Here is a 23,248-nt window from a genome sequence, read left to right as displayed (position 1 = left end):
GCTTTTTTTTAAATTATATATTTTGCTTTTCAACCCAATGAATTGCCTGAACGCGGAATAACTCACATGCACCATCACCCGTATCAGTCGGCGTAAGTGAGGATTTCCAAACTAAGTTTTTGTCCTTAATCTCGACAAGATCACCTTTTAGATAAACTAAATCACCACGTTTAACCTGTTTAATCTGCTGAGCAATTTCAGGATTTGCAGGAATGATGTGCATGTTAGATACCATTTGCATCGCTTGCTCTGCTGGAACAGGTAATTTAGGAATTTTCCAGTTTAAATAACGGTCATATTGTTTCACTGAAATATGACGTGCGATTTCAGGCTGTGCAAACAATCCCCAACTTACTGCATAGTCGATAGGAGAAAACTTAGCTTGTTCATCATTTTGATAAACTTTTGAACCCAAGATTCTGAAATTTCCTTGAAAAGGTTGCAATACAGAAATAGATTGATCTTTTTCTATCGGGCTCAAACCATTGGCAATATTATATTCACTTGAGGTCGATGCAAATGTTGAACTCATGCCAATCACGGCGAGTAAGCCCATCATCAAACTTTGTTTTTTCATCGTGTTACACCTCAAATATTGCTAGATCAAAGTGAATAGATCTTCAATTTATAATAGCTTTAAGCGATGAAAAAAATATCGAAATTTAGTAACAATACAGATCAATTTCGTCTATTTTTGTGCTGAATTAAACAGCTTGTTAATCTTCGAAATCTATTCTCAACGTTTCGAAACGAACCTTACCTTGTTGAACAGCTTGGGCAATTGCTTGTTGACCTTTCGTAAGTCTAGCTCCACCACTTTTTACATCAAGCAAAATAATATTGATGTCTTCTGCCGTACCATCGCCATCGCGGAAATCGGTATATCCATCAAAAATAATATAGTCCACCGGATCGCCCATGAATTTTGCATCACTTGGTAAATACTGAAATTCAGGTAAAACGGGAGCAAATTGTTCTGCCATTTTTCCTTTCAACACCGCACGACTTGTATTTACACTTCTCTTTTGTGCTTGAGTAAGCGCCTGTTGATGCTCTAGTTCAAGTTCAGCAATATATTGCTCATATTCAGCCTTAATTCGTCCATTACGTGTATTTGATAAAATAATAGTAGTGATGATAATACCAATGCCAGCACCAATAAGCATGGCAAGCCATACAGACATAAATTTTCCTTAAAAAGCGCGAATTAAGATTACAGCTCTAATCATATCTAAAATAACGAAACAGCTTAAACTTTTGTCAAATGCAGTCATCTACTTCTCACAAAAAGATGCTAAGGTATAAAACATAAACAAATGTGCTGCTGAAAATAATTGGATTTATGAAAACGATACTTATTGCAAATCAAAAGGGCGGATGCGGAAAAACCATGACAGCCATTACGTTAGCAACGGCATTGGCACAAAAAGGATATAAAGTAGCATTAGCAGATTCGGACAATCAAAAATCGGCTTTACAATGGTTAAAACAGCGCCCTGATACTGTTGCAACGATTCAAAGCCTAGACTGGCGTCATGAAAAATCAATTGGTGATGCACCCAAAAATCTGGACTATTTAATTATTGATGCGCCTGGTGCTCTGTCAGGTGAGCATGCTGAACAGCTTATTAGTGAAGCGCATGCCATTATTACTCCACTTCAACCTTCATTTTTTGATATAGACAGTACTCGTCGTTTTTTAAAGCATTTACAAGACATTAAACGTATTCGTAAAGGTAAAGTTCAGATTTTACTTCTTGCAAATCGTGTAAAACCAAACAGTGCAAGTTCAAAAGATATCCAACAGTTCTTTGAAAAAATTGAACAGGAACCTGTTGCATGGATTGCTGAACGCACTGCGTATGGCAGCTTAGCAATGCAGGGTTTAAGCATTTTTGATAAACCGCAAAAGAACTTTATTAGTATCCAAAATCAATGGCAACCTGTTCTAAACAAGTTAATTGAAGATAAAGCTGAATGGTTTTAAAGGAATTTTAGCCTCTAAAAAGAGTTGTATAAGGTTTTTTACATTGTGACCTTAAAATTTGCCTCAGGTTATTTTTCAGTTAATATGACTTTATTCTACGTAGAAAATTAGAGAAATATTGTTCGTGCATCCATACGCTCCTAATTTACAGCGCGTTTTATTGTTTGGGCTGTTTTTTATTTTGATTTTTTTAGGATTTAATATCCTGAAATACTTTATTGTTCCTGTACTTTGGGCTGCCATCATTGCATATATGACTTGGCCTATTTATTTAAGAATTCAGCGCTTTTTTGGAGAAACCCGTAATACTTTAAATGCAACTCTAATGATTAGTCTGGTCATTTTGGTTGTTGGTGTACCGTTTACATGTGCTATTTTCATTTTGCAGCATGAAGGACGCAACTTATATTTTGACTTACAACGTCAGGTTTTTTCGGGCCATTTAAGCGTTCCAGATTTTATACGCGAGCTTCCTTTTGTAGGAAAAGAGATTTCTCGTACACTCAATGAGTTAAACAACGATCCTAATAGCACCATTCAAAATATCGCAGCTTGGGTACAAAGTCATTTAAGTTATGGCCGTGTACTGCTCGGTGAGATTAGCAAAAATATTGTCAAACTTGGCTTTGCCGTATTTAGCCTATTTTTCTTCTACCGTGATGGTCAAATGATTTTGTCTCAAGTGAGTAAAGCTTTAGAAATGGTCATTGGCCCTCGTATTCATCACTATCTTGATACGATTTCCGAGACAACTCGTGCAGTAGTCTATGGCGTAGGTTTAACTGCAATTGCTCAAGCCGTTTTAGCTGGATTAAGTTACTTCGTAGCAGGTGTACCAAACCCTATGGTACTCACTATTGCTACGTTCTTATTGGCTTTAATTCCATTTGGTACCCCAATTTCCTATTTAGGCGTAGGTTTATGGTTGTTCTCTCAGGGACAAACCATGGAAGCTATTGGCGTTGTCGTTTGGGGCGTGGTGATTGTCAGTAGCTCAGATAATGTGATTAGACCACTCGTCATTTCTGGCGCCACCAAAATTCCGTTCTTATTAATTATGTTTGGTGTATTAGGCGGTATTGCGAGTTTCGGCTTGGTCGGTTTATTTATTGGTCCTGTAATTTTGGCTATTTTACTGGCAATTTGGCGTGAATGGTTACATGAAACGATTGAACCCGAACCTATGCCAAAAACGACCATGATTTATGATTCTGAGAGTGAATCGTCTAGTGATGAAAAGTGACATAGCGATTTAATTTAAAAATGTTTCTAGATACAAATTAACTATTTAAATTAACTTGTAGGTCAGACCTCTGTTTGTTTGAATCAAACAATTATATATATTTATAAGGACATCCAATCATGCAGATGTTTAATAAAATTGGCGCAGTCTGTGCGCTTACAGCCCTTTTTACCGTTGGCTGTAGTTCGGTAACTAAAACTGTATCTGACACAGCCCAAGCATTAACCTCAATGCATACAAAAAAAGTGGTCGATGTAAATGAAGTGACAGCTAACGGTATTGGCAAAAAAATAGGTACGATTAGCTTTCAAGATAGTGACAAAGGTTTAATTATTACCCCTGCTCTTGCTGATTTACCAAGTGGTACTCGTGGTTTCCATATTCATGAAAACGCTTCTTGTGCACCTGCTGTAAAAGATGGAAAACCTGGCGCTGCTTTAGCTGCGGGTAGCCACTATAACCCGAACCAAGCCCCTCATCACGGTACTCCAACGACTGGCCATTTAGGCGATCTACCTGTTTTAGTTGTCGATAATACAGGTGTTGCAACAACTGCCGTAATCGCACCTCGATTAAAACTTGCTGATATTCAGGGTCGAGCGATTATGATCCATGCGGGTGGTGACAATTATTCAGACTCACCTCAACCTCTTGGCGGTGGCGGAGCACGAATTGCATGTGGTGTGATTAAATAATTTATATATTTTTCAAATTGTGGGTATCTAAAAAGATATCCACAATTTTGTTAATTTATTGATCGTTACAACTTGGTTTAAGTCTAATAAAATCTTAAAAAATGACTGACTTTTGTAGATAAAAAGAATAATATTTTTGAAGTAATAAAAATTTAAAGTTACATACTGCTTTCTCACGTATTCTCTAATTTAGAACAAAAGCCGTGAATTATCTGACCCAAATATTTAATAGCTTTAAGACAAACTCTATTTTAATTTATTGCCTGCAAATTCTGATTGTACTGACTGGCACAACTTTAGGTTTGCTGTGGCTGGGCTATAATCAACTTATTGTTCCCGTAACCTTAGGCGCAATTGCAGCAGCATTAACAGACTTTGATGATCGCTTAAGTATTCGATTACGCAATTTGGTCTATGTCTGCCTGCTGTTTTTTACAGTCAGTAGTATTCTTGGCTTTTTAGCTCCTTACAAAATTTTCTTTATTTTATATCTCTCTATCTCAAGCGCTTTTTTCATATTACTAGGCGCCTTAGGGCAACGTTATGCCACGATTTCTTTTGGTACTATTTTGCTCTCTATTTATAGTATGTTCGGTTTAGGCGAATATGCACATTGGTATCAACAACCTACTTATTTTGTTTATGGCGCTCTCTGGTACGGTTTAACTTCTATTTTATTTTTTATTATTAAACCGACACTTCCCTTACAAGATAAGCTCTCGCAAATTTTTAAAGAAATTTCTGTTCTACTACAAGCAAAAGCTCGTTTGTTTGATCCTGACAATAAAGAGAATGTTGAACAGCTTTTATATGAATTATCTCTACAAAATACGCAAGTTGCCCAAAGCCTCAATCAAATACGCAGCTCCCTACTTACTCGATTGAAAGCTTCCAGAGTCAGTAATAAAAGTATCTATTGGCTAAACCTATATTTTTTCGCACGAGATATTCACGAGCAAGCCACTTCAAATTATTTACATTACGAACATATTCAACAGAATTTTAGCCGTAGTGATCTTATTTTCCGTTTCCAAAAAAACCTGCGTCTACAAGCACAAGCATGCCAAGACTTAGCTCAATGTATTTTATATAACCAACCATATCAGCCTTCGCAAGAAAGTCAGAAAGTACTAGGACATTTGGAAAGTTCTTTAAAAGACTGGATACAACAACATCCGCAAAATTTTGAAGTTAAAAATTTAAAACTCATTTTTGATAATTTAAAAGGAATGCATGAACAGTTTGAACAACTGCAATATGCCCAACCTGCTCCTGAAAATAGCACTCAAACAAGACAAGAACACTTAAATTTACTTGATGATGATATTCAAGGATTTTCAGATCTTATCTTAAAACTTCGGCAACAACTTACGCCACAGTCAGCGCTGTTTAGGCATGCCATACGAATTGCTGTGGTTTTCGCCGCAGGTTATGCAATTTCACTGTTACCCTTTGCGCAGCATGGTTACTGGATTTTACTCACCAGTTTGTTTGTCTGTCAGATTACTTATTTTGCGACTAAAAGCCGTCTTAAATTAAGAACGATTGGTACCTTACTCGGTGTTTTATTAGGAATACCTATTTTATATTTTGTACCGAGTATTGAAGGCCAGCTCATCATTACAATTATTTGTGGAGTCTGCTTTTTTTACTTACGTCAAAAAAAATATGCTTTGGCTACGCTCATGGCTACCCTTATGGTGCTATTAATTTTCAACTTAAAAGGCGCTGGCTACAGTATTATTTTGCCTCGACTGATAGATACTTTATTAGGCTGCTTTATTGCATGGCTTGCCGTAAACTTTATTTGGCCCGACTGGAACTTTCGAAACATCCCCAACAATATTAATAAAAGCAGCAAAGCGACCTTAGATTATTTCAATGTGATTGTTGAGCAATATCAATATGGCAAAAATCAGGATATAGAGTACCGCCGAATTCGTCGTGCTGCGCATAACGCTCAAATTGAGCTATCCAACATGATTTCGAGCCTAAGCGCTGAACCCAACCCGAACCCTCAACTCATCCATTATGCTTTCCGTTATTTGGTTTATAGTCACAGTCAACTGAGTTACGTAGCAGCGTTAGGAAGTCAACGACAGAAAATTGATGATCAACAAGTATTACAACTCTTACTGGATTGTCAGCAAATTCTTAAACAGAGCTTATTTGATCCGGCTTATATTGATTTCAATTTCCTTGAGCAGACTTTAGCGCAAATTCAAAGCCTAACTACTCATGAGCACTTTTCAGAGAATTACACACTCGTGTTAAAACAAATCAGTTTATTGCTAGAAACCTTGCCAGAACTATTAACACTTAAAGACAAACTTTTAGAACAAGAGATTAAGTAGAATAAAAAAATACCGGAATCTCACTTCCGGTATTTTTTATTTAATTGTTGCCTTGTTGCAGTCTTTCTTGCATTTCCTGCTTCAAAGCACTTCGCGGTTGGCTAAACCAAAGAGCAATAAAGGTAAATGCAGACAATGCAAAAGCCCATAAATGAAATTGTGTATAGAGATAACGTACAAGCTCAATCATTGCAAAGAAGCTCATCATCAGTAACATTGAAACTGCTGCTGCAACAGTTCCTTTTGAGACCTCAGATGACATGAGTGCAAAACGATACAAGACCGAGAAACTAATCCCCTCACCAAAACAAATCAATGTCATGCCTGTAAGCAAACAAGGTATGAGATAGGTTTGCCACACCACACCTAATATTAAAATAAGTGTACCAGTGAGCATAATCGGTAAACCCATCATGACGGTTTTACCTAAGGACAAACGATCAATAATTTTGATTAAGACAATGTTGCCTAAAATCAAACCCAAAAACACAGGGAATTGAGCTAAGCCATATTGCACACTAGTGAGCTTTAACTCATCTACTAAAATGATTGGAGACAAAGCAATCCATAGCATTAAAGGCATACCCACTAAAGGTAATGCAAGGCTTAAACCTAAAAAACGGCGGTTGGTAAACACCTTTTTAAAATCATCAAAAAGATAACTAAAAGGTTGCTTGGTTATACTGACTTGCTGGCTCGGCATCTGTTTTTTCAACCCGATCCAACTGAGTAATGCCAATACAGCGATAGCGACAAAGCCCCAGTGCCATGACACATAATCAATTAAGAAAGCGCCAAGTACAGGTCCTAGCAAGGGTGCAAGTAATGAGATATTGGCCATGAGTGCCATGACTTTAATCGCATCACGTTCAGCAAAACTTTCTTGTATAGCCGCATATCCAACTGCTGAAATTACGGTTAAGCCAATTCCCTGCAAAAATCTTAAAGCTAGAAATTGCTCGATTTGCGTTGTAAGTAAAATTAAAAAACAGCATAGAGCAAAGAATAAAACTCCTGCTAATAGTACTTTTTTACGTCCGAGACGGTCCGACAAAGGACCAAGTAACCATGCGACAGATGCGCCACCTAACAAATAAAATGACATCGAAGACGGTGCCCAAGTTGCACTTACACCAAAGTCCTCAGTAATTGCCAACATGGCGGGCTGAATCAGGTCATTACCAATATAAACCGCAAATTCAAATAGCACTAAGGCCAAAGGAAACATCAACGTTGTACGGTTCAACGTTGTCGTTTGAATATTTTTCATGAGTTGTACACTTCAAAATAGCGGCCATATGTCTGTACGACTATCTATAAAATAAGATGTAGTCATGACGATGACATGTATGGTCAATCAATCTTTAGTTAAGTTGTTATATGCCGTGAGAGTGCATGTTTAGAGTGTGAAACACCGTATTCACAAGGTGTCTAAAACGAGAAAAAATATATGACGTGAGATTCGGTAATTTTTACCAATTGGCACAATTGCCGAGCGCAACAATAGCACTTTTTAAATTGATCAGCAATCATGCAATTTCAAGAAGCTTAAATTTCAGATTTTTACACAAAAAGGCATGCAAATTATAGTTGTGTACAAACTCAAAGTTATCCACATATTCGATAAAAAATTAAGCATCATGGGCAAGGATTAACTTGAAAATCTGTAGTTTCCTCTCCTTTTGTACATTGATAGCTTTGCTTTTTATTCACAATTTTCCAAATTTGCTGATCCCGTTTTAATAAATATTCAGTACGAGTCTTCGACACCGCATCTGGACTAGGTTCTGTTTGCAAAATAGTAACTTGAGCATTGGAAGGATCATCCGAAGCATTCATTTGCTGTGAAATATCTAAATTGCTTGCATTATTTAAAAGATCAGGTTGATCGAGCAATACAGCCTGTATAGGACTATCAGCGAGTTGAGCAGAAGAATTTTGAGGTGGAGCACAAGCTGTTAATATGCTTAAGCTGAAAATAATCAACAAACCTTTCTTTTTCATCACTCTTCCCCCTCTATTTACTCAAAATTAATGCTAAAGATAATAGGCCACTTTTTCCTTTTGAGCTTTGTAAATAGGCATAAATTTATTGATATTAATGAGATAGATTAATTTTAAATAGAAATCCAATAATAATTATTGATTTTTTATCAACAATATTTTTCCTATTCATGCATTTTTCTACAACAGTAAATCTCATAGAGTATGCGTCAAATACAGGAATTTAATGAGAGCAACCTCCATGAGTAAGATTTTAGTGATTAATGGTGCGAAACAATTTGCCCACTCAAACGGTGAATTAAATGACACATTAACCACCCTAGCAACCACACACCTCACGGAACTCGGCCATGAAGTCCAAGTGACCCGTGCAGACAGCAATTATGATGCTGAAAGTGAAGTTGAAAAATACTTATGGGCAGATGTTGTTATCTATCAAATGCCAGGCTGGTGGATGGGCGCACCTTGGACAGTCAAAAAATACATTGATGATGTCTTTACCACTGGTCATGGTTCACTTTATGCAAGTGATGGCCGTAGCCGTTCTGATGCCTCAAAAAAATATGGTTCAGGTGGTTTAATTCATGACAAAAAATATATGCTGTCTTTGACTTGGAATGCTCCAATGGAAGCATTTGAAGATGCAGATCAATTCTTCCACGGCGTAGGTGTAGATGGCGTTTATTTACCATTTCATAAAGCCAATCAGTTCTTAGGCATGAGCACCCTTCCGACATTTATTGTAAATGACGTGATTAAAATGCCTGACGTTGATAGTTATGTTGAAGAATATAAAGCACACTTAAATACTGTATTTGCAGCAGCCTAATAAGGAGAAATCCATGCTAACCATTATTGCGGAAATTCGTACTAAATCGAGTGGACAGCATCGCCAGAACGTATTGGATGCCTTTCAAAAAATCATTCCAACTGTTTTAGCAGAAGATGGTTGTCATGGTTATGAACCTTTAGTTGACCACATCTCAAATGCAAGCTTCCAAAACAAAGACCCAGACATTATTGTGATGTTGGAAAAATGGGAAAGTGTTGCCCATCTTGAAGCGCATTTAGCGACGCCTCATATGCAAGCGCATCATGAAGCAGTCAAAGATGATGTCGTTGACGTCAAAATTAAAATTTTAGAAAGCGGCGTATAATTTAGACTATAAAAAAAGACGATATATTTATCGTCTTTTTTATTTTTAAGAGCAAAGCTGGGTTTGAAAACCTCTAGACCCTTTCCCTCTCGCGCATTGATAGCTCTTTTGCTTATTTTGCAATTGCCACTTTTCATCAACTAGCTTAAATGAATATTCTGTTCGGATTGCAGAAACAGAATCATCCATTAAACCTGTTTGGATAACGGTAATACGGGAAACTGTTGGAGATTCTACTCGGTTAAATACTTGCTGAACTGAGGTATTATTGTGCTCTTTTACAATCTCAGGCTGGGCTTTAAGTACTTGTTGCATCGGGGTTTCAGAACCCACAAAAGGGATTAATTTACTGGTCGTCGCACACCCAGTGAAAAGTCCAGCACAGAGCGCTGAAATTAAAAATAAACGTTGCATTTTTATCACCAAAAACAAAAGCCATAGCTTTATGATGCTATGACTTTGTCGGTTACTCTGTAGAAACTATGTAGTCCTAAGGATGGCTACTCTTTTACAGACTAAATAATTATCTATTTAGGCTATTTGACTATATAACTTTTTTCTCTTAGTCTTTTACCGTTGATTTATCATATTTTGATGGGTTGGAATGCTTATAAAAATCCATAGTCACTTCCTAGATAGAAGGTGGTTATTTCATTCTCTTTAATTTTTTTCTAGTCTTTTTATTATTTCTAATTCTAAGTCTCTATATGACAAAATATTCAGCGGCATTCTTAAAGTTGCAGTTTTTGAATCCCATTCCATCACTTTACCACTACCATTTTTTCTTTTGATTTTTCTACCTATACCTAAAGTCATTGAAAATAAGTTTACAAAACTACGAGCACCTACTCCGACAAATGGCTCAAATACAAGTTTTTTATTATATTCATTTTCATGTCCTTCCCATTTTTTTGCTATTGAATCACTATGCAAATGCAGTGCCTTACTTTTAGGGTAGGGTTCAACAAAGATTACTTTTTCTATACCCGCAGCAATTATATGCTTTGCACAGTTATGACAAGGAAAAGTAGTAACAAATAATGAAGCACCTACAGTAGAAATATTACTTCTACTACAAGTTAACAATGCATCCATTTCTGCATGCACGGCTCTGCTATATTCAGTAATATCTTTTATTTTACTCTCTTGAAGAATATTTTTAATTTCTTGCTTTATATTTTTTGTTCTATCCTGATCAATAGATCTATCAATTACTACCTCAAGTTTATTAAACAAATCTGTGATTATCTCATTTTTCTCAATAGCATTCGCATCTTCTTGGCATGTAAAATCTCGCCCATTTTCGTAATCTTTAATTTCACCTGTAGTTTCATCAAAATATGGCCAATAAGTTCCTCCTTTAAATTTAGGAACATCATTTGAACCTAAAGCTAAAATTGTCTGTTCCCTTGTGATTACTGCACCAACTTGGCGAGATAAATCTGCAGAACGAAGACTCGCTGTAAATGACATATATGTTGCGAACTCATTAAATGTTGGAGTTACATAAGGGTGTGCAAAAACTATTTTTAAAAATCGAAAGCATGATTCTCTTAACTCATTATGACTCTTGTCGAATTTTAAAAAATAGTCCGCCAAATGAAATGCTTCACTTGTATGTTGCCCATATGAATTATTTTCTCCCTCATCTCTTTCTATTAACTTATTAGCACTTTCTTCACTAATCCCATATTCATGAACTAATGCATTCGTTCTAGCAGTCTTCGACTCATATAAAGAGAGTTGGAAAAAACTATTAGAGTAGATTTGTCTTAATGCATGAATTTCAGCTTCATGCTTCAATGAATTAATAATATATGCAACTCTGCGTTTAGAACTATCAGCTCCGTGATTATTTTGGCACCATTGTTTTCTTTTATTTGCTATAAGTTTAGCTACTTCTAAAGCTAAATAATCACTTCCATGTTGCTGGCGAAGATAGTTACCTTTATCCATATAATCACTAATACGATTAAAAGTATTACTGGCCTCATAATCGGAAGAAAAATATTTTGTTAAAATATCCTTTGAAACTTTTATTATTTCAACTTCATATGCAAATTTTTCTTCTAATAAATTTTTAGTAATATTTGTTAAAGAAGCCAAACTACAACCAACAGCACCCACAAGACCGATAACTAACTCATTACTCGTTATTTGTATTTCTTCTAACAACATTATATATGTAACCTTTAGAACGTATATTTATTATACGTTCTAAAGGATTATCTTTTACTTTACAAGTATTAAAGATCAAATAATTTACCTGGGTTCATTAAACCGTTTGGATCAAATACTTTCTTCAAAGCTTTCATATATTCAATTTCTTCAGGCGAACGTGAATACTCCAAATATGGCTTTTTCGTCATACCTACGCCATGTTCAGCAGAGATTGAACCGTCGTATTTTTTAACAGTATCAAACACATATTTATTAACCACCTGACATTTCGCAAAGAACTCATCTTTGGTTAAGTTTTCAGGTTTTAAAATATTTAAGTGCAAGTTACCGTCACCAATATGGCCGAACCAGCAAATTTCAAAATCTGGATAGTTTTCTTGAACAATCGCATCAATTTCACGAATAAATGCAGGTACGTGAGTAATTAATACTGAGATATCATTTTTATATGGAATAAACGGCGCGATTGATTCAGAAATATCTTCGCGTAAACGCCATAAGCTTTCTACTTGGTCAAGGCTCTGGCTCATTACACCATCAAGTACCCAACCCTGCTCCATACAATGCTCGAAAATTTCCATTGCTTTATCGAGAATCGGCTCATATGGTGCTTCAAACTCAAGTAATACATAGAACGGGCATTGTGTTTCAAATGGGCGTTGTACATGTCCATGATCTAAAACTTTTTGCATTGCAAGTTCACCAAAGAACTCAAATGCAGTTAAGTCGATGTCTTTTTGGAATGCATGTAATACAGGCATTACCGCATCAAAATCAGGAACACCTAAAACTAAAACTTGTAAGTTTTGTGGTTGACGCTCAAGTTTAATTTCAGCTTCGGTCACTAAACCTAATGTACCCTCACCACCAATAAACAAATGCTGTAATGCATAACCAGTTGCATTTTTAACCATGCCTTTGTTTAAACGCAGGATGTCACCTTTACCAGTCACTACGGTTAAGCCAAGTACCCAGTTACGTGTCATGCCATATTTAATGACTTTAATACCGCCGGCATTTGTTCCGATATTACCGCCAATCTGACTAGAACCCGCTGATGCAAAGTCCACCGGATAATACATGCCTTGTTCTTCTGCATAATTCTGCAATTGCTCAGTCACAACACCAGCTTGCACTCGAACCATGCGGTCTGCTGGGAAGAACTCAAGAATTTGGTTCATTTTGTCCATGCTAATGACAATTTCACCATTGGTTGCTACCGCACCAGCAGAGAGACCAGTACGACCACCTGACGGTGTAATCGCAACATTAAACTGGTTCGCAAGCTTAACAACCGCCTGAACTTGTTCAGTCGTTGAAGGAAAAACGATGACCGATGGGTTCGGATTAAAATGCTTGGTATGATCTTTACCCCAGTTTTCGAGACTATCAGCATCAGTTTTAATACGGTTTTCACCGACAATTGCTGTTAATTGGGTGAGTAACTCAGGTGTTAAAGCGACTGGAGCATTCATCGTTTGCAGACCTAGCAAGAAGTAAACTGTGGTGGGACTATGACCTTATAATTCTCAAGATTCTCACCTGAGCAAAGCCATAATGTTCAAGGAACTCCTATATTCTACATGTATCCGCGCAAGCGATAAAGTTCAGAATAGAGATACTGTCACTACAAAACATGTTTAACGTAAATAAATGCTTTCTATGGGGCTTTCAGAGAAAAATCACATTTATCCCCCCCTACCAAGCATATTTTAAAATGCTCGACAAGCCATAAACAGAAGTGATTAGACATAGATAAAATTGCCATAAGGCGATGGTATAAACGAAATATCTATAGCGCTGCCCAGTATGTTATTATACCGCCACCAAATTTGGCCTTTGTAGCGGAGCCGTAATGAGCCAACATCTTTCACTACCTAAAGATAAAATCCGTTTCCTTTTGTTAGAAGGCGTTCACCAAAACGCAGTCGATACTTTAAACGCTGCGGGTTACACCAATATTGACTATCGTAAAACTGCTCTTGAAGGCGAAGCGCTTAAAGAAGCAATTAAAGATGCTCACTTTATTGGTATTCGTTCGCGTACCCAATTGACTGAAGAAGTTTTCGAAGCTGCAAACAAATTGATCGCAGTAGGTTGTTTCTGTATCGGAACAAACCAAGTTGATCTTAAAGCAGCAATGGCACGTGGTATTCCTGTATTCAACGCACCGTATTCAAATACACGTTCGGTTGCAGAGCTTGTACTTGCTGAAACGATTCTTCTTCTTCGCCGTGTTCCTGAAAAGTCAGCGGCTTGTCATCGTGGTGGTTGGGACAAGTCTGCTGTCGGTTCTTTTGAAACTCGTGGCAAAACTTTAGGTATTGTGGGTTACGGTTCCATCGGTTCTCAACTTTCAGTTCTTGCTGAAAGCATGGGCATGCATGTTATTTATTATGATGCAGTAACCAAATTACCAATGGGTAATGCTCGCCAAGTTGGTTCTCTAGATGAACTTTTAGCAACTGCTGATGTTGTAACGTTGCATGTGCCAGATGTTCCCTCTACACGCAACTTCTTCACTAAAGAACAATTTGCGAAAATGAAAGAAGGCGCGATCTTCTTAAATGCTGCACGTGGTACATGTGTAGTGATTGAAGATTTAGCTGATGCAATCAAGTCTGGTCATATTGCTGGTGCAGCGGTTGACGTATTCCCGAAAGAACCAAAAGCAAATGGTGAAGAATTCCAGTCTCCACTTCGCGGCTTAGACAACGTGATTTTAACTCCTCACGTTGGTGGTTCAACCATGGAAGCGCAAGCAAACATTGGTTTAGAAGTTGCAGAGAAATTTGTTGCTTACTCTGACAAAGGTATGACACTTTCTGCGGTGAACTTCCCGGAAATCGCATTACCATTGACAGCTGGTCAACACCGTTTATTGCACATCCACAAAAACGTGCCAGGTGTATTGTCTAAAATCAACAACTTGTTTGCTGAACAAGGCATCAACATTTCTGGTCAGTCACTTATGACTAAAGGTGACATCGGTTACCTCGTCATGGATGTTGACGCTTCTGCTTCTCAAGAAGCTTTAGATATGTTACATGAAGTTGAAGGTACAATTCGCGTGCGCGTATTATTCTAATACGAACTGTAAATTCAAAAGCCACAGCATTGTCTGTGGCTTTTTTATGGGCATTTACATTATCATGTGAAAAGTATACCAATTGATCAAATAATAAAATGTCCACTTTAAACCAGAAATCTCAGCTACATGCTTTGGGTTTTCTTATTCTTGCTATGTTAAGCGTTCAAAGTAGCGCATCTTTAGCTAAAATTTTATTTCAGAACTTTCCTGTACTCACTGTTTCTGCAATGCGGCTATGTTTAGGTGCAATTATTCTTGCCATTATTTTTCAAATTTGGCGAATTAATTTTAGTCAGGTCCGCTGGAAAGCAATTTTAGCTTATGGATTTGCGCTTGCAGGCATGAACGCTTTATTTTATCTGTCGATCGAACGCTTACCGATTGGGATCGCGGTTGCTTTTGAATTTATTGGCCCTTTAAGTGTAGCGTTATACCACGCACGCCAAAAATATGATTTTGTTTGGGTGAGCTTCGCAATTATTGGGCTGATTTTACTTTTCCCTTTCAATCAGGCTCATAGCCTAGATTGGATCGGCGTTTTATTTGCAATTAGTGCAGGATCTTGTTGGGCACTTTACATTATTGCCGGGCAGAAACCTTCTGGTATTTCTGGTAATCATACGGTGTGTTTAGGAATGAGTGTAGGTGCATGCATCTTATTACCCATTACCTTTTTTTCAGGCTCAATTGCACAAGTTATAGAACTTCCCTATCTTTTTTATTTTATTGGTTTGGCCATTTTAGCCAGTGCTCTTCCATTCTCTTTAGAAATGTTAGCACTGCGCAATTTGACACCTCTAAGCTTTGGAACATTGATGAGCCTAGAGCCCGCAGTTGCAGCACTATCTGGGTTTATCTTCTTGGGTGAATATCTTTTATGGAATCAATGGCTAGCACTTGCAACCATTATCACTGCCTCTGTTGGTTGTACCGTAACCACCCAAAAAGCTCGCCAAGAACGTGAAAAAGCCGCAAGTTAATTTAATGAAATCTGCCAGCTAAAACATAGTATTCGTTATAATTGTCCACCATTATTTTTAGACATCAGATGAAGCGCTAGAGTATTTTCCATGCAAAATCTTCCAATTATTGCTGTGCTGTATATGATTTTGTCGATGGTCTCATATCAAATCAGCGCTTCATTTGCCAAACAGCTCATTGCAACATTAGACCCTCTCACCGTTACAGTTTTAAGGCTGAGTTTTGCAACGGTTATTGTCGCAATTATGTTCCGATCTTGGAAAATCTGGTCACGCTTACCCTATTTAAAATGGCTTGATTTATTGATGTACTGCGCTTCTTTAGGCTTAATGAATATCCTATTTTATACCTCACTTGGAAAACTACCCCAAGGTATTGCTGTTGGATTAGAGTTTATTGGTCCATTGGGTCTTGCGCTTCTTTCTATTAAACAAAAGAGCGACTACATTTGGGTAGCACTGGCCATGTTAGGCATTGCACTCATGGTACCTTGGCAAAACCCTATTCAACACCATTTCTCGTATGTAGGTGCAGCATGTGCGCTAGGTGCTGGTCTTTGCTGGGCTTTCTATATCTATTTCGGTCATAAAGTTGTGACCCAAAATATCGGGATGCATGCATTAACGATTGGGATCAGTGTATCTGCACTTGCCTTATTGCCAATTGGAATCTGGCACAATGCTCCTGCATTACTTGAAACACAGTACTGGGGCAAAGCCTTACTTATTGCGGTGTTAGCGACTGCAATTCCATATGCACTCGATTTAATGGCTCTCAAACAACTCAATAAATTAACTTACGGGACTCTAACGAGTTTAGCACCAGCATTGGCAGCATTAACGGGTTTCTTATTGCTTCACGAAGAAATCAGCATGCTGCAATGGGTGGCTTTGGCTTGCGTAATGCTGGCCTCTATTGGTGTTACTTTAAGAAGTACTAAAAAAGCTGCGTAGGTTTAATCTACTGCTGCTTTTTATACTTTTTATATTCCTTTAAATATTTATTACCCAGCGTTTCTTTTTCGCTGTCTTTAAGAATTTTTCCAGCTTGCTGGAAAAATTTATGTTCTTCTTCTTTTAAATGATGATGGACTTTTTCACTCAACTGTTTGGCAGTTGCTAACCAGCTTGGGCTACTCATATCGGTTTTTTCGAGCTGCTCAACCAACTCATCCATTTCGTGATGCTCAGATAAAGCATGTCTCGTAATATCTAAACCGACATCGTCAAACATTAAAGGAATATATAAATAACGATCTTCGGCAACTGAATGGGCATAAAGTTCATTTTTTAATGCATCAAATAGTTCTTTTCTTTCTTCAGTTAAACCATGTGTCTGAATAAGTTGTTCAGAAAGGTTACGTTGATTTTCATGGCTTTCTCTTAATGCTTCGAAAATATTCATTCTCTTCCTCATTTTTTAGCTAAAAAATCTTTTTTATTTCAAGGTTTATCATACGTTGAAATTTATAAAGTTTAAGTAGCTTAAAATGAGACTATTTTTTACACAGTTTTCTTTCTAGTAAATTTCTGTAATGATTTTTATATTTCTAGCTTTAAATGATACATAAAAGTATGAACTGCATTTTAGGGACAGCTCATACTTTCAATCTTATTTAACCCGTAACAAACATTTGATAGCCCAAACGGCAAATCAGAATACTCACCAAGATTAAAAAGATAATACGCACAAAACCACTACCGTACTTAAGCGCGGTACGTACCCCAACAATAGAACCAAGTACGTTAGCCGCTGCCATCATTAAACCAATATGTAAAATAGCGTGACCAGTTGGGATGAGAAAACTCAGCGCAGCTAAGTTAGTCATAAAATTACCGATTTTTGACAAAGCTGAAGCATGCAAGAAATCAACTTGTAAAAAACGGATAAAGAAGAAAATAAAGAAACTGCCAGTACCCGGCCCAAAAATACCGTCGTAAAAACCAATCGCCAAACTACCGATACCAGCTAAAATTAACATTTTCGTGGTAATTTTTTGCTCGGTATGAACTTGACCGAAGTTCTTTTTAACTAGGGTATAAATCGCAATCACAATCAACATTACGAAAACGAAAGGACGCAATACCGATTGAGGAATAAGTGATAAGCATGCCGCGCCGGCAAAAGAACTAATCAAGGCACAAATGGCAATAACTGCTAGAAGCTTCCATTGCAACTTTACTTTTTTAGCAAATGTATAAGCCGCCGATGCAGTACCAAAAATGGATGAGACTTTATTGGTACCAATCACCGTAGCAGTCGACATGTTAGGAAAAGTGCTCATGATCCCAGGAATCTGGATGAGTCCACCGCCGCCTACAGCAGCATCAATTGCTCCTGCAGTAAACGCAAAAAAGATCAAACTAAGGATAACATCCCATTCCATGCCCATGCTCTATACTCTACATCTACTACAAATTTAAGATACGCTTAGGTACCAACCGTTTTTTATCGGTAATCTCGGCCAAACCTAAACAGCGCTCACCCGAAAACACCAAAACTTCTGCTTCTGCAGAATGCTCAATATTGCTTTCTAAACCGTTGCAAAAATATTTTTCACGCCCTTCCGGAACTTGAATTTTTAGGAAATGGTCAACTGGTGCATAAACTGGAAGTAGCAAAGCTTCTCTTTGCTCTTCTGTTAAACTTTCCAGATATTCAACGGTATAACTCGGTATAAGCTCAAAATGTCCTGTTTGAGTCCGGTTTAGCATCGTTAAATGCCCACCACAACCAAGTGCTTCACCAATATCTTCACCTAATACACGGATGTATGTACCTTTAGAGCAGGTTACATCCAGAGTGATAGTATTTTCGGTAAATTCAATAAGCTCTAAAGCATAAATCGTGACTGGACGCGCTTCACGCTCAATCTCTATACCTTTTCTCGCCAACTCATATAACGGCTTACCTTCTTTTTTCAAAGCCGAATACATGGGTGGAACTTGTTGAATATCTCCTCTAAATTTCTCTAAGGTTTGTTCAATAAGTTCTTGGCTAAGCACCGGAATAGGACGCTCTTGTAAAATCTCCCCTTCCACATCACCTGTTGTAGTGGTCTGTCCCAATCGAACAGTGGTTTGATAACGCTTTGTTGAGTCCAGCAAATAATGTGAGAACTTGGTTGCTTCTCCCAAACAAATCGGGAGCAAACCTGTCGCCAAGGGATCTAACGCTCCAGTATGGCCCGCTTTTTGGGCGCGATATAACCAACGCACTTTTTGCAAAGCCGCATTTGAACTTAAGCCTAATGGTTTATTTAATAGAAATACACCACTAATATGGCGACGAGAAATTTTTTGATTTTTTGTCGTCATTTTTACTGGAACACAAAGCTAGAAAAAAGTGCCGACATGTTAGCAAATTCGGCAAGATATTTTCACAATATTTAGGTGCCTTTTCACTTATTTTATGGCACATTAATGATCGAGTAAAAAAACAACAAATTAAAACTTAAGGAAGATATCTTTATGCAAGGGATGCAGAAGAAGGTATTGTGGTGCGTGCTCGGATTTTTTATTTTGAGCCTCATTGCATGTGTATATTGGCTAAGCCCAGAATCAAAAAATACATCGACTCAACTAAATCAGAACGAAGCTAAAAGCTTAGCATCTATTCCACCTACAAATCATTCATCGCTAAATGCAGATGCTTACCATAGTAAAAGTCAGCAAGATACTGAAGTTAACTGTCAGTTAAAAATTGATAGTTCCCAACATTTGGTTGTTAACAGTCAAACTCGTGACTGCTTTGAATATTTTATTACCCAATATGGAGAAAATGATTTAGAGCAAATTAAAAATCACTTTGGACAATTTATTCAGGGAAAATATTTAGAGCCAGCTCGCTCACAGATTCTGGATTTATGGGGTCGCTACTTAAAATATCGTGAACAGCTTGCTCAAATCCAAACGCCCTCGTCAAAACAACAAGATAAAAATTACTTTCAAAAAATCTTTAATTCAATTCAAGATCTAAGAAAACGTTTCTTTTCGGCCGCTGAAATTGAAGGACTCTTCTCAAATGAAGATATCTATCAGAACTACACGCTAGATCGTATGCAAATACTTGAGGACTCTTCTTCAAGCGAAATTGAAAAGGCTCAAAAGCTTAAAGAACGCTTTGAACAGCTACCAGAAGACTGGCAACAAAACCTACAAGAACTTTCTAAACTCGATGACTTACATACACTGACCAAACAAATTAAAGCTCGTCATGGTTCAGCAGAAGAGCTTAGACAAATGCGTACAGCACTCGTCGGAGCTGAAGCAACTCAAAGGCTAGAAACTTTAGATACGCAGCGTAGTGCTTGGCAGCAGAGGGTCACAAGCTACCTAAGTGGACGAGATGAAATTATTAAAAGCAATATGAGTGATAGTGCTAAAAATCAAGCCATACAACAATTACGGCAACAACAATTTAATTCAGCACAAGAACAATTAAGACTTCGAACTTTTGAAACGGTCTATGATCAGGGAGGTGAACTGCCATTTAATTATTAAGTCTTTCCTATTAGGGACTGGCTAAACAAGCACTAGCAGTAAGAAGCTGCTTTTCATACAAAATAAAAATAGTGAGTAAAAAATGAAAAGGAAGTTAACGTTTTTTTGCGCTGCAATGCTCTCAGGATTGAGTATTTCAGCGGCCCATGCCACCAATGCTGAACAAGTTAAAAACTCGTTCGTCTATTCATCTTACGCACAAACCAAATATCCACTGGTTTTTAACCACGGTATGGCAGGTTTTAACCGAGTTGGGACAGATACACTTGGTCTCGATTACTGGTACCAAATTCTTCCGGATCTTGCTCGTAATGGAGGAAATGTCTGGGCAACCAGAGTGTCACCTTTTAACTCAACAGAAGTGCGTGGTGAACAACTTGCCCAGCAAGTAGAAGAGATCATTGCTATTACCGGTAAGCCTAAAGTCAACTTGATCGGTCATAGCCATGGGGGCCCGACAATTCGTTATGTGGCCGGCATCATGCCAGAGAAAGTTGCCTCACTCACCACGATAGGTGCACCTCATAAGGGATCACCAATGGCAGATGTTATACTGAAAGTTGAGGGTACTCCTCTGTCTGGAATAGCAACGTTAGTAAACTGGTTTTCAGCAGCAATTACTTGGGCAGGAGGACTAGACCCAACAAGCTATCCTCACGACTCTTTAGCAGGTGCTCATAGCTTATCAACTCAAGGTTCAGCTCAATTTAATGCTCAGTTCCCTATGGGTGTACCAACTACTTCTTGTGGTGAAGGGACATATCAAGAGAAAGGCATTTATATGTATTCTTTCTCGGGGAATAAAGCGCTGACCAATCCATTAGATCCATTTGATATTGCTCTTACAGGCAGTAGTTTAGTAGTCGATCCATTTGGTGATAATGATGGACTTGTTTCCCGATGCAGTGCCAAATTTGGTAAAACAATTCGTGATGATTACAACTGGAATCATTTAGATGAAGTGAACCAAGTACTTGGTATACGTTCTATTTTTGCTTCCGATCCTGTCTCGGTTTATCGTCAACATGCAAATCGTCTGAAACTTCAAGGACTATAGTTTTTAAACAAAAAATGCGCCAAAAGGCGCATTTTTTTACTCGCTATAAGCTTACGCTTTACGAGCTGGTAATTTTTCACGAATACGTGCAGCTTTACCAGACAAGTCACGAAGGTAGTAAAGTTTAGCACGACGAACGTCACCACGACGTTTCACTTCGATTTTAGCAACAACTGGCGAGTGAGTTTGGAATACACGCTCTACACCAACACCGCTAGAAATTTTACGTACTGTGAACGCAGAGTTCAAACCACGGTTTTTCTTAGCGATTACAACACCTTCAAATGCTTGAAGACGTTCACGATCACCCTCTTTTACTTTTACTTGAACGATGACAGTATCACCAGGAGCAAAAGCAGGGATATCAGATTTTAACTGTGCATTTTCAACAGCTTGAACTAAAGGATGTTTACCACTCATTGTGGGAATCTCCAATATGTGCGGAGTCAGAAGAGGTCTGAATTTCCGCTGGGGATAGAGGCTAAAGCGCATATCAACCCGTTTATCTTTCCCTTTACGACAATATGTCTATAAAGAGCCTTTAAATTTACATAAAACTATTCATTAAATAGAATTATGCTTTAACTCGAAGCATTGCTTCTCGTCTTGTTGCAGAACTTTCGTTCTTGAGAATAACGATTAAGAGTTACCGTTATTCACTTGCGTATCTTTTAGCCATTTTTTTTGCTGCTTAGTCAACTCTACGTTTTCAACCAACTCTGGTCGGCGCTCTAGAGTTCTTTGATATCGCTGCAAAAAACGCCATTTTTCAATATTGCCATGATGTCCAGATTTTAATACCTCTGGCACATCCAGCCCTTCAAAATGGTCAGGCTTTGTATATTGCGGACAATCTAAAAGACCGTCAACAAAAGAATCTTGTACTGCTGATTGTTCATCTGACATTACATTCGGCAAACGGCGAATAATACTGTCAAGTAACACCATAGCGGGCAGTTCACCACCAGATAAAACATAATCACCAATTGACCATTCTTGGTCAACATAATGCTGGATCAAACGTTCATCTACTCCCTCATAACGTCCACACAGTACGATTAAGCCGTCATAATCGACAAACTGCTTTACTGCCTGTTCATTTAAGGTTTTGCCTTGTGGGGACATATACACCACAGGGACATTAACATGTCCTGCTTGTGAGGCAAGCTGTTTGGCATATGAAATTGCTTTCGCCAAAGGCTCAGCCATCATCACCATACCGGGGCCACCACCAAATGGACGTTCATCCACTCTTCTGTAGTTTCCCTCAGCAAAATCACGAGGATTAATACAAGTGACTTGTACAATATCTCGTTTTGCCGCACGTCCGCTGATGCCGTAGGCTGTAATCGCTTCAAACATTTCAGGAAAAAGCGTAATGACTGCAAAAAACATTACAGACTCCTCTATTTTCCTGCTGTATTAATCCTAAAGGGATTAATAATCTACGCCCCAATTGACGTAAATACGACCAGCTTCAAGATCAACACGTTGTACTACATCTTTATGCCAAGGAATCATGCGCTCTTCTGAATCAATGCTGTCAGGGGTAGCATGCACCACCATCACATCATTAGCTCCAGTTTCAAACAACTCATGAATTTTCCCTAAGTTGACTTCCTGTTCTTCTTCATCAAGACCTAACACGGTTAAGCCTTTTAAATCTGACCAGTAGTACTCATCTACATCTGCTTTTGGCAGTTGAGACTTAGCAATCCAGATATTAGCGCCAACCAAGCTTTCCGCTCCAGTGCGATCACTCACACCTTTCAACGCAACAACTAGGCCTTTGCCATGTGGTTTCCAACGTTTTACATCTATTGTTTGCCAACCGGCCTTGGTCTCAATGTACCAAGGCAGGTAGTCAAACATGTTGCTCATAGGTTCTGTATTTGAATACACCCAGAGCCACCCATTCAATCCATAAGCTGAACGTAACTGTCCAATCTGAATACGATCTTCGGGAACATTCTGTGTTGATGTCATGGGCTACCTA

Annotated in this window: 24 protein-coding genes; 11 read left to right on the top strand and 13 right to left on the bottom strand. The window is 38.0% G+C overall.

Annotated elements, in window-relative coordinates:
- Window positions 1–13 precede the first annotated feature (13 nt).
- Complete coding sequence (locus KTJ10_RS12220) at window positions 14–577, bottom strand: hypothetical protein (protein ID WP_069141244.1); 564 nt, start codon at window positions 575–577, stop codon at window positions 14–16.
- A gap of 139 nt (window positions 578–716) precedes the next feature.
- Window positions 717–1,184, bottom strand: a complete 468-nt coding sequence (locus KTJ10_RS12215; RefSeq protein ID WP_046811866.1) for a Holliday junction resolvase-like protein — start codon at window positions 1,182–1,184, stop codon at window positions 717–719.
- Between the two features lie 158 nt (window positions 1,185–1,342).
- Between KTJ10_RS12215 and KTJ10_RS12210 the strand changes: the two genes are divergently transcribed.
- From KTJ10_RS12210 to yccS, 4 genes are all read left to right on the top strand, one after another.
- Window positions 1,343–1,987, top strand: coding sequence for a ParA family protein (locus KTJ10_RS12210; protein WP_005804567.1), 645 nt, complete (start codon window positions 1,343–1,345; stop codon window positions 1,985–1,987).
- A gap of 124 nt (window positions 1,988–2,111) precedes the next feature.
- On the top strand, window positions 2,112–3,230 hold the full coding sequence (locus KTJ10_RS12205; RefSeq protein WP_069141245.1) for an AI-2E family transporter: 1,119 nt from the start codon (window positions 2,112–2,114) through the stop codon (window positions 3,228–3,230).
- A gap of 125 nt (window positions 3,231–3,355) precedes the next feature.
- On the top strand, window positions 3,356–3,925 hold the full coding sequence (gene sodC / locus KTJ10_RS12200) for a superoxide dismutase family protein (RefSeq protein WP_075383285.1): 570 nt from the start codon (window positions 3,356–3,358) through the stop codon (window positions 3,923–3,925).
- Between the two features lie 203 nt (window positions 3,926–4,128).
- Complete coding sequence (yccS, locus tag KTJ10_RS12195) at window positions 4,129–6,279, top strand: YccS family putative transporter (protein ID WP_227062621.1); 2,151 nt, start codon at window positions 4,129–4,131, stop codon at window positions 6,277–6,279.
- Between the two features lie 40 nt (window positions 6,280–6,319).
- Here yccS and KTJ10_RS12190 read toward each other — a convergent pair whose 3' ends face one another.
- Both KTJ10_RS12190 and KTJ10_RS12185 read right to left on the bottom strand, forming a co-directional pair.
- Window positions 6,320–7,549, bottom strand: a complete 1,230-nt coding sequence (locus tag KTJ10_RS12190) for an MFS transporter (protein WP_262442117.1) — start codon at window positions 7,547–7,549, stop codon at window positions 6,320–6,322.
- Between the two features lie 368 nt (window positions 7,550–7,917).
- Window positions 7,918–8,286 carry a hypothetical protein gene (locus tag KTJ10_RS12185; RefSeq protein ID WP_262442116.1) on the bottom strand — a complete coding sequence of 123 codons (369 nt, stop codon included), beginning with the start codon at window positions 8,284–8,286 and terminating at the stop codon, window positions 7,918–7,920.
- A 238-nt stretch (window positions 8,287–8,524) separates the two neighbouring features.
- Here KTJ10_RS12185 and KTJ10_RS12180 point away from each other — a divergent pair, with 238 nt between their 5' ends.
- Together KTJ10_RS12180 and KTJ10_RS12175 are read left to right on the top strand one after the other, a co-directional pair.
- Complete coding sequence (locus KTJ10_RS12180) at window positions 8,525–9,112, top strand: NAD(P)H-dependent oxidoreductase (protein ID WP_014207799.1); 588 nt, start codon at window positions 8,525–8,527, stop codon at window positions 9,110–9,112.
- A 13-nt stretch (window positions 9,113–9,125) separates the two neighbouring features.
- On the top strand, window positions 9,126–9,440 hold the full coding sequence (locus KTJ10_RS12175; RefSeq protein ID WP_151282603.1) for a putative quinol monooxygenase: 315 nt from the start codon (window positions 9,126–9,128) through the stop codon (window positions 9,438–9,440).
- Window positions 9,441–9,485: 45 nt separating this feature from the next.
- On the opposite strand, the gene KTJ10_RS12170 is transcribed toward KTJ10_RS12175, so the two are convergent.
- From KTJ10_RS12170 to KTJ10_RS12160, 3 genes are all read right to left on the bottom strand, one after another.
- Window positions 9,486–9,854: a hypothetical protein gene (locus KTJ10_RS12170; protein ID WP_017400479.1), complete on the bottom strand. Its 369-nt coding sequence runs from the start codon at window positions 9,852–9,854 to the stop codon at window positions 9,486–9,488.
- 246 nt (window positions 9,855–10,100) lie between these two features.
- A complete protein-coding gene (locus tag KTJ10_RS12165) occupies window positions 10,101–11,618 on the bottom strand; it encodes an anti-phage dCTP deaminase (RefSeq protein ID WP_262442115.1) in 1,518 nt (505 codons plus the stop codon).
- Between the two features lie 68 nt (window positions 11,619–11,686).
- Entirely contained in the window at window positions 11,687–13,096 is a 1,410-nt protein-coding gene (locus KTJ10_RS12160) for an FAD-binding oxidoreductase (protein ID WP_002116692.1), read from the bottom strand.
- Window positions 13,097–13,476: 380 nt separating this feature from the next.
- Between KTJ10_RS12160 and serA the strand changes: the two genes are divergently transcribed.
- The 3 genes from serA to KTJ10_RS12145 all read left to right on the top strand — a co-directional run bounded on the left by serA (window position 13,477) and on the right by KTJ10_RS12145 (window position 16,646).
- Entirely contained in the window at window positions 13,477–14,709 is a 1,233-nt protein-coding gene (serA, locus tag KTJ10_RS12155) for a phosphoglycerate dehydrogenase (RefSeq protein WP_002116919.1), read from the top strand.
- A 98-nt stretch (window positions 14,710–14,807) separates the two neighbouring features.
- Entirely contained in the window at window positions 14,808–15,692 is an 885-nt protein-coding gene (locus KTJ10_RS12150) for an EamA family transporter (protein ID WP_014207804.1), read from the top strand.
- 90 nt (window positions 15,693–15,782) lie between these two features.
- Window positions 15,783–16,646, top strand: coding sequence for an EamA family transporter (locus tag KTJ10_RS12145; protein WP_262442114.1), 864 nt, complete (start codon window positions 15,783–15,785; stop codon window positions 16,644–16,646).
- Between the two features lie 7 nt (window positions 16,647–16,653).
- Here the strand turns inward: KTJ10_RS12145 and KTJ10_RS12140 are convergent, their stop codons facing one another.
- From KTJ10_RS12140 to truB, 3 genes are all read right to left on the bottom strand, one after another.
- Window positions 16,654–17,097, bottom strand: coding sequence for a hemerythrin domain-containing protein (locus tag KTJ10_RS12140; RefSeq protein ID WP_001019905.1), 444 nt, complete (start codon window positions 17,095–17,097; stop codon window positions 16,654–16,656).
- Between the two features lie 211 nt (window positions 17,098–17,308).
- Window positions 17,309–18,085 carry a sulfite exporter TauE/SafE family protein gene (locus KTJ10_RS12135; protein WP_000525218.1) on the bottom strand — a complete coding sequence of 259 codons (777 nt, stop codon included), beginning with the start codon at window positions 18,083–18,085 and terminating at the stop codon, window positions 17,309–17,311.
- Window positions 18,086–18,104: 19 nt separating this feature from the next.
- The gene (truB, locus tag KTJ10_RS12130; RefSeq protein ID WP_262442113.1) at window positions 18,105–19,010 is read right to left on the bottom strand and encodes a tRNA pseudouridine(55) synthase TruB; all 906 of its coding nucleotides are present in this window, start codon (window positions 19,008–19,010) and stop codon (window positions 18,105–18,107) included.
- A 153-nt stretch (window positions 19,011–19,163) separates the two neighbouring features.
- Between truB and KTJ10_RS12125 the strand changes: the two genes are divergently transcribed.
- Window positions 19,164–20,195: a lipase secretion chaperone gene (locus tag KTJ10_RS12125; protein WP_262442112.1), complete on the top strand. Its 1,032-nt coding sequence runs from the start codon at window positions 19,164–19,166 to the stop codon at window positions 20,193–20,195.
- Between the two features lie 115 nt (window positions 20,196–20,310).
- Window positions 20,311–21,252, top strand: coding sequence for a lipase family alpha/beta hydrolase (locus KTJ10_RS12120; RefSeq protein ID WP_081325856.1), 942 nt, complete (start codon window positions 20,311–20,313; stop codon window positions 21,250–21,252).
- Between the two features lie 51 nt (window positions 21,253–21,303).
- Here KTJ10_RS12120 and rplS read toward each other — a convergent pair whose 3' ends face one another.
- The 3 genes from rplS to rimM form a co-directional block, all read right to left on the bottom strand.
- Entirely contained in the window at window positions 21,304–21,672 is a 369-nt protein-coding gene (rplS, locus tag KTJ10_RS12115; RefSeq protein WP_002116654.1) for a 50S ribosomal protein L19, read from the bottom strand.
- A gap of 219 nt (window positions 21,673–21,891) precedes the next feature.
- On the bottom strand, window positions 21,892–22,647 hold the full coding sequence (gene trmD, locus KTJ10_RS12110) for a tRNA (guanosine(37)-N1)-methyltransferase TrmD (protein ID WP_086265002.1): 756 nt from the start codon (window positions 22,645–22,647) through the stop codon (window positions 21,892–21,894).
- A 42-nt stretch (window positions 22,648–22,689) separates the two neighbouring features.
- The gene (gene rimM, locus KTJ10_RS12105; protein ID WP_002116736.1) at window positions 22,690–23,238 is read right to left on the bottom strand and encodes a ribosome maturation factor RimM; all 549 of its coding nucleotides are present in this window, start codon (window positions 23,236–23,238) and stop codon (window positions 22,690–22,692) included.
- Window positions 23,239–23,248: the final 10 nt, after the last annotated feature.

This window comes from Acinetobacter sp. WU_MDCI_Abxc222 (assembly GCF_025514755.1).
In the GTDB taxonomy this organism is placed as follows: Bacteria; Pseudomonadota; Gammaproteobacteria; order Pseudomonadales; family Moraxellaceae; genus Acinetobacter; species Acinetobacter geminorum.
The sequence above is the reverse complement of the archived record's forward strand: the minus strand, read 5'-3'. Positions and strand labels throughout refer to the sequence as shown.

Coding starts and splice junctions, on each gene's coding strand:
- KTJ10_RS12220 (WP_069141244.1), bottom strand. CDS start 577: ATGAAAAAACAAAGTTTGATGATGGGCTTACTCGCCGTGATTGGCATG.
- KTJ10_RS12215 (WP_046811866.1), bottom strand. CDS start 1,184: ATGTCTGTATGGCTTGCCATGCTTATTGGTGCTGGCATTGGTATTATC.
- KTJ10_RS12210 (WP_005804567.1), top strand. CDS start 1,343: ATGAAAACGATACTTATTGCAAATCAAAAGGGCGGATGCGGAAAAACC.
- sodC (WP_075383285.1), top strand. CDS start 3,356: ATGTTTAATAAAATTGGCGCAGTCTGTGCGCTTACAGCCCTTTTTACC.
- KTJ10_RS12190 (WP_262442117.1), bottom strand. CDS start 7,549: ATGAAAAATATTCAAACGACAACGTTGAACCGTACAACGTTGATGTTT.
- KTJ10_RS12180 (WP_014207799.1), top strand. CDS start 8,525: ATGAGTAAGATTTTAGTGATTAATGGTGCGAAACAATTTGCCCACTCA.
- KTJ10_RS12175 (WP_151282603.1), top strand. CDS start 9,126: ATGCTAACCATTATTGCGGAAATTCGTACTAAATCGAGTGGACAGCAT.
- KTJ10_RS12170 (WP_017400479.1), bottom strand. CDS start 9,854: ATGCAACGTTTATTTTTAATTTCAGCGCTCTGTGCTGGACTTTTCACT.
- KTJ10_RS12165 (WP_262442115.1), bottom strand. CDS start 11,618: ATGTTGTTAGAAGAAATACAAATAACGAGTAATGAGTTAGTTATCGGT.
- KTJ10_RS12160 (WP_002116692.1), bottom strand. CDS start 13,096: ATGAATGCTCCAGTCGCTTTAACACCTGAGTTACTCACCCAATTAACA.
- serA (WP_002116919.1), top strand. CDS start 13,477: ATGAGCCAACATCTTTCACTACCTAAAGATAAAATCCGTTTCCTTTTG.
- KTJ10_RS12150 (WP_014207804.1), top strand. CDS start 14,808: ATGTCCACTTTAAACCAGAAATCTCAGCTACATGCTTTGGGTTTTCTT.
- KTJ10_RS12145 (WP_262442114.1), top strand. CDS start 15,783: ATGCAAAATCTTCCAATTATTGCTGTGCTGTATATGATTTTGTCGATG.
- KTJ10_RS12140 (WP_001019905.1), bottom strand. CDS start 17,097: ATGAATATTTTCGAAGCATTAAGAGAAAGCCATGAAAATCAACGTAAC.
- KTJ10_RS12135 (WP_000525218.1), bottom strand. CDS start 18,085: ATGGGCATGGAATGGGATGTTATCCTTAGTTTGATCTTTTTTGCGTTT.
- truB (WP_262442113.1), bottom strand. CDS start 19,010: ATGACGACAAAAAATCAAAAAATTTCTCGTCGCCATATTAGTGGTGTA.
- KTJ10_RS12125 (WP_262442112.1), top strand. CDS start 19,164: ATGCAAGGGATGCAGAAGAAGGTATTGTGGTGCGTGCTCGGATTTTTT.
- KTJ10_RS12120 (WP_081325856.1), top strand. CDS start 20,311: ATGCTCTCAGGATTGAGTATTTCAGCGGCCCATGCCACCAATGCTGAA.
- rplS (WP_002116654.1), bottom strand. CDS start 21,672: ATGAGTGGTAAACATCCTTTAGTTCAAGCTGTTGAAAATGCACAGTTA.
- trmD (WP_086265002.1), bottom strand. CDS start 22,647: ATGTTTTTTGCAGTCATTACGCTTTTTCCTGAAATGTTTGAAGCGATT.
- rimM (WP_002116736.1), bottom strand. CDS start 23,238: ATGACATCAACACAGAATGTTCCCGAAGATCGTATTCAGATTGGACAG.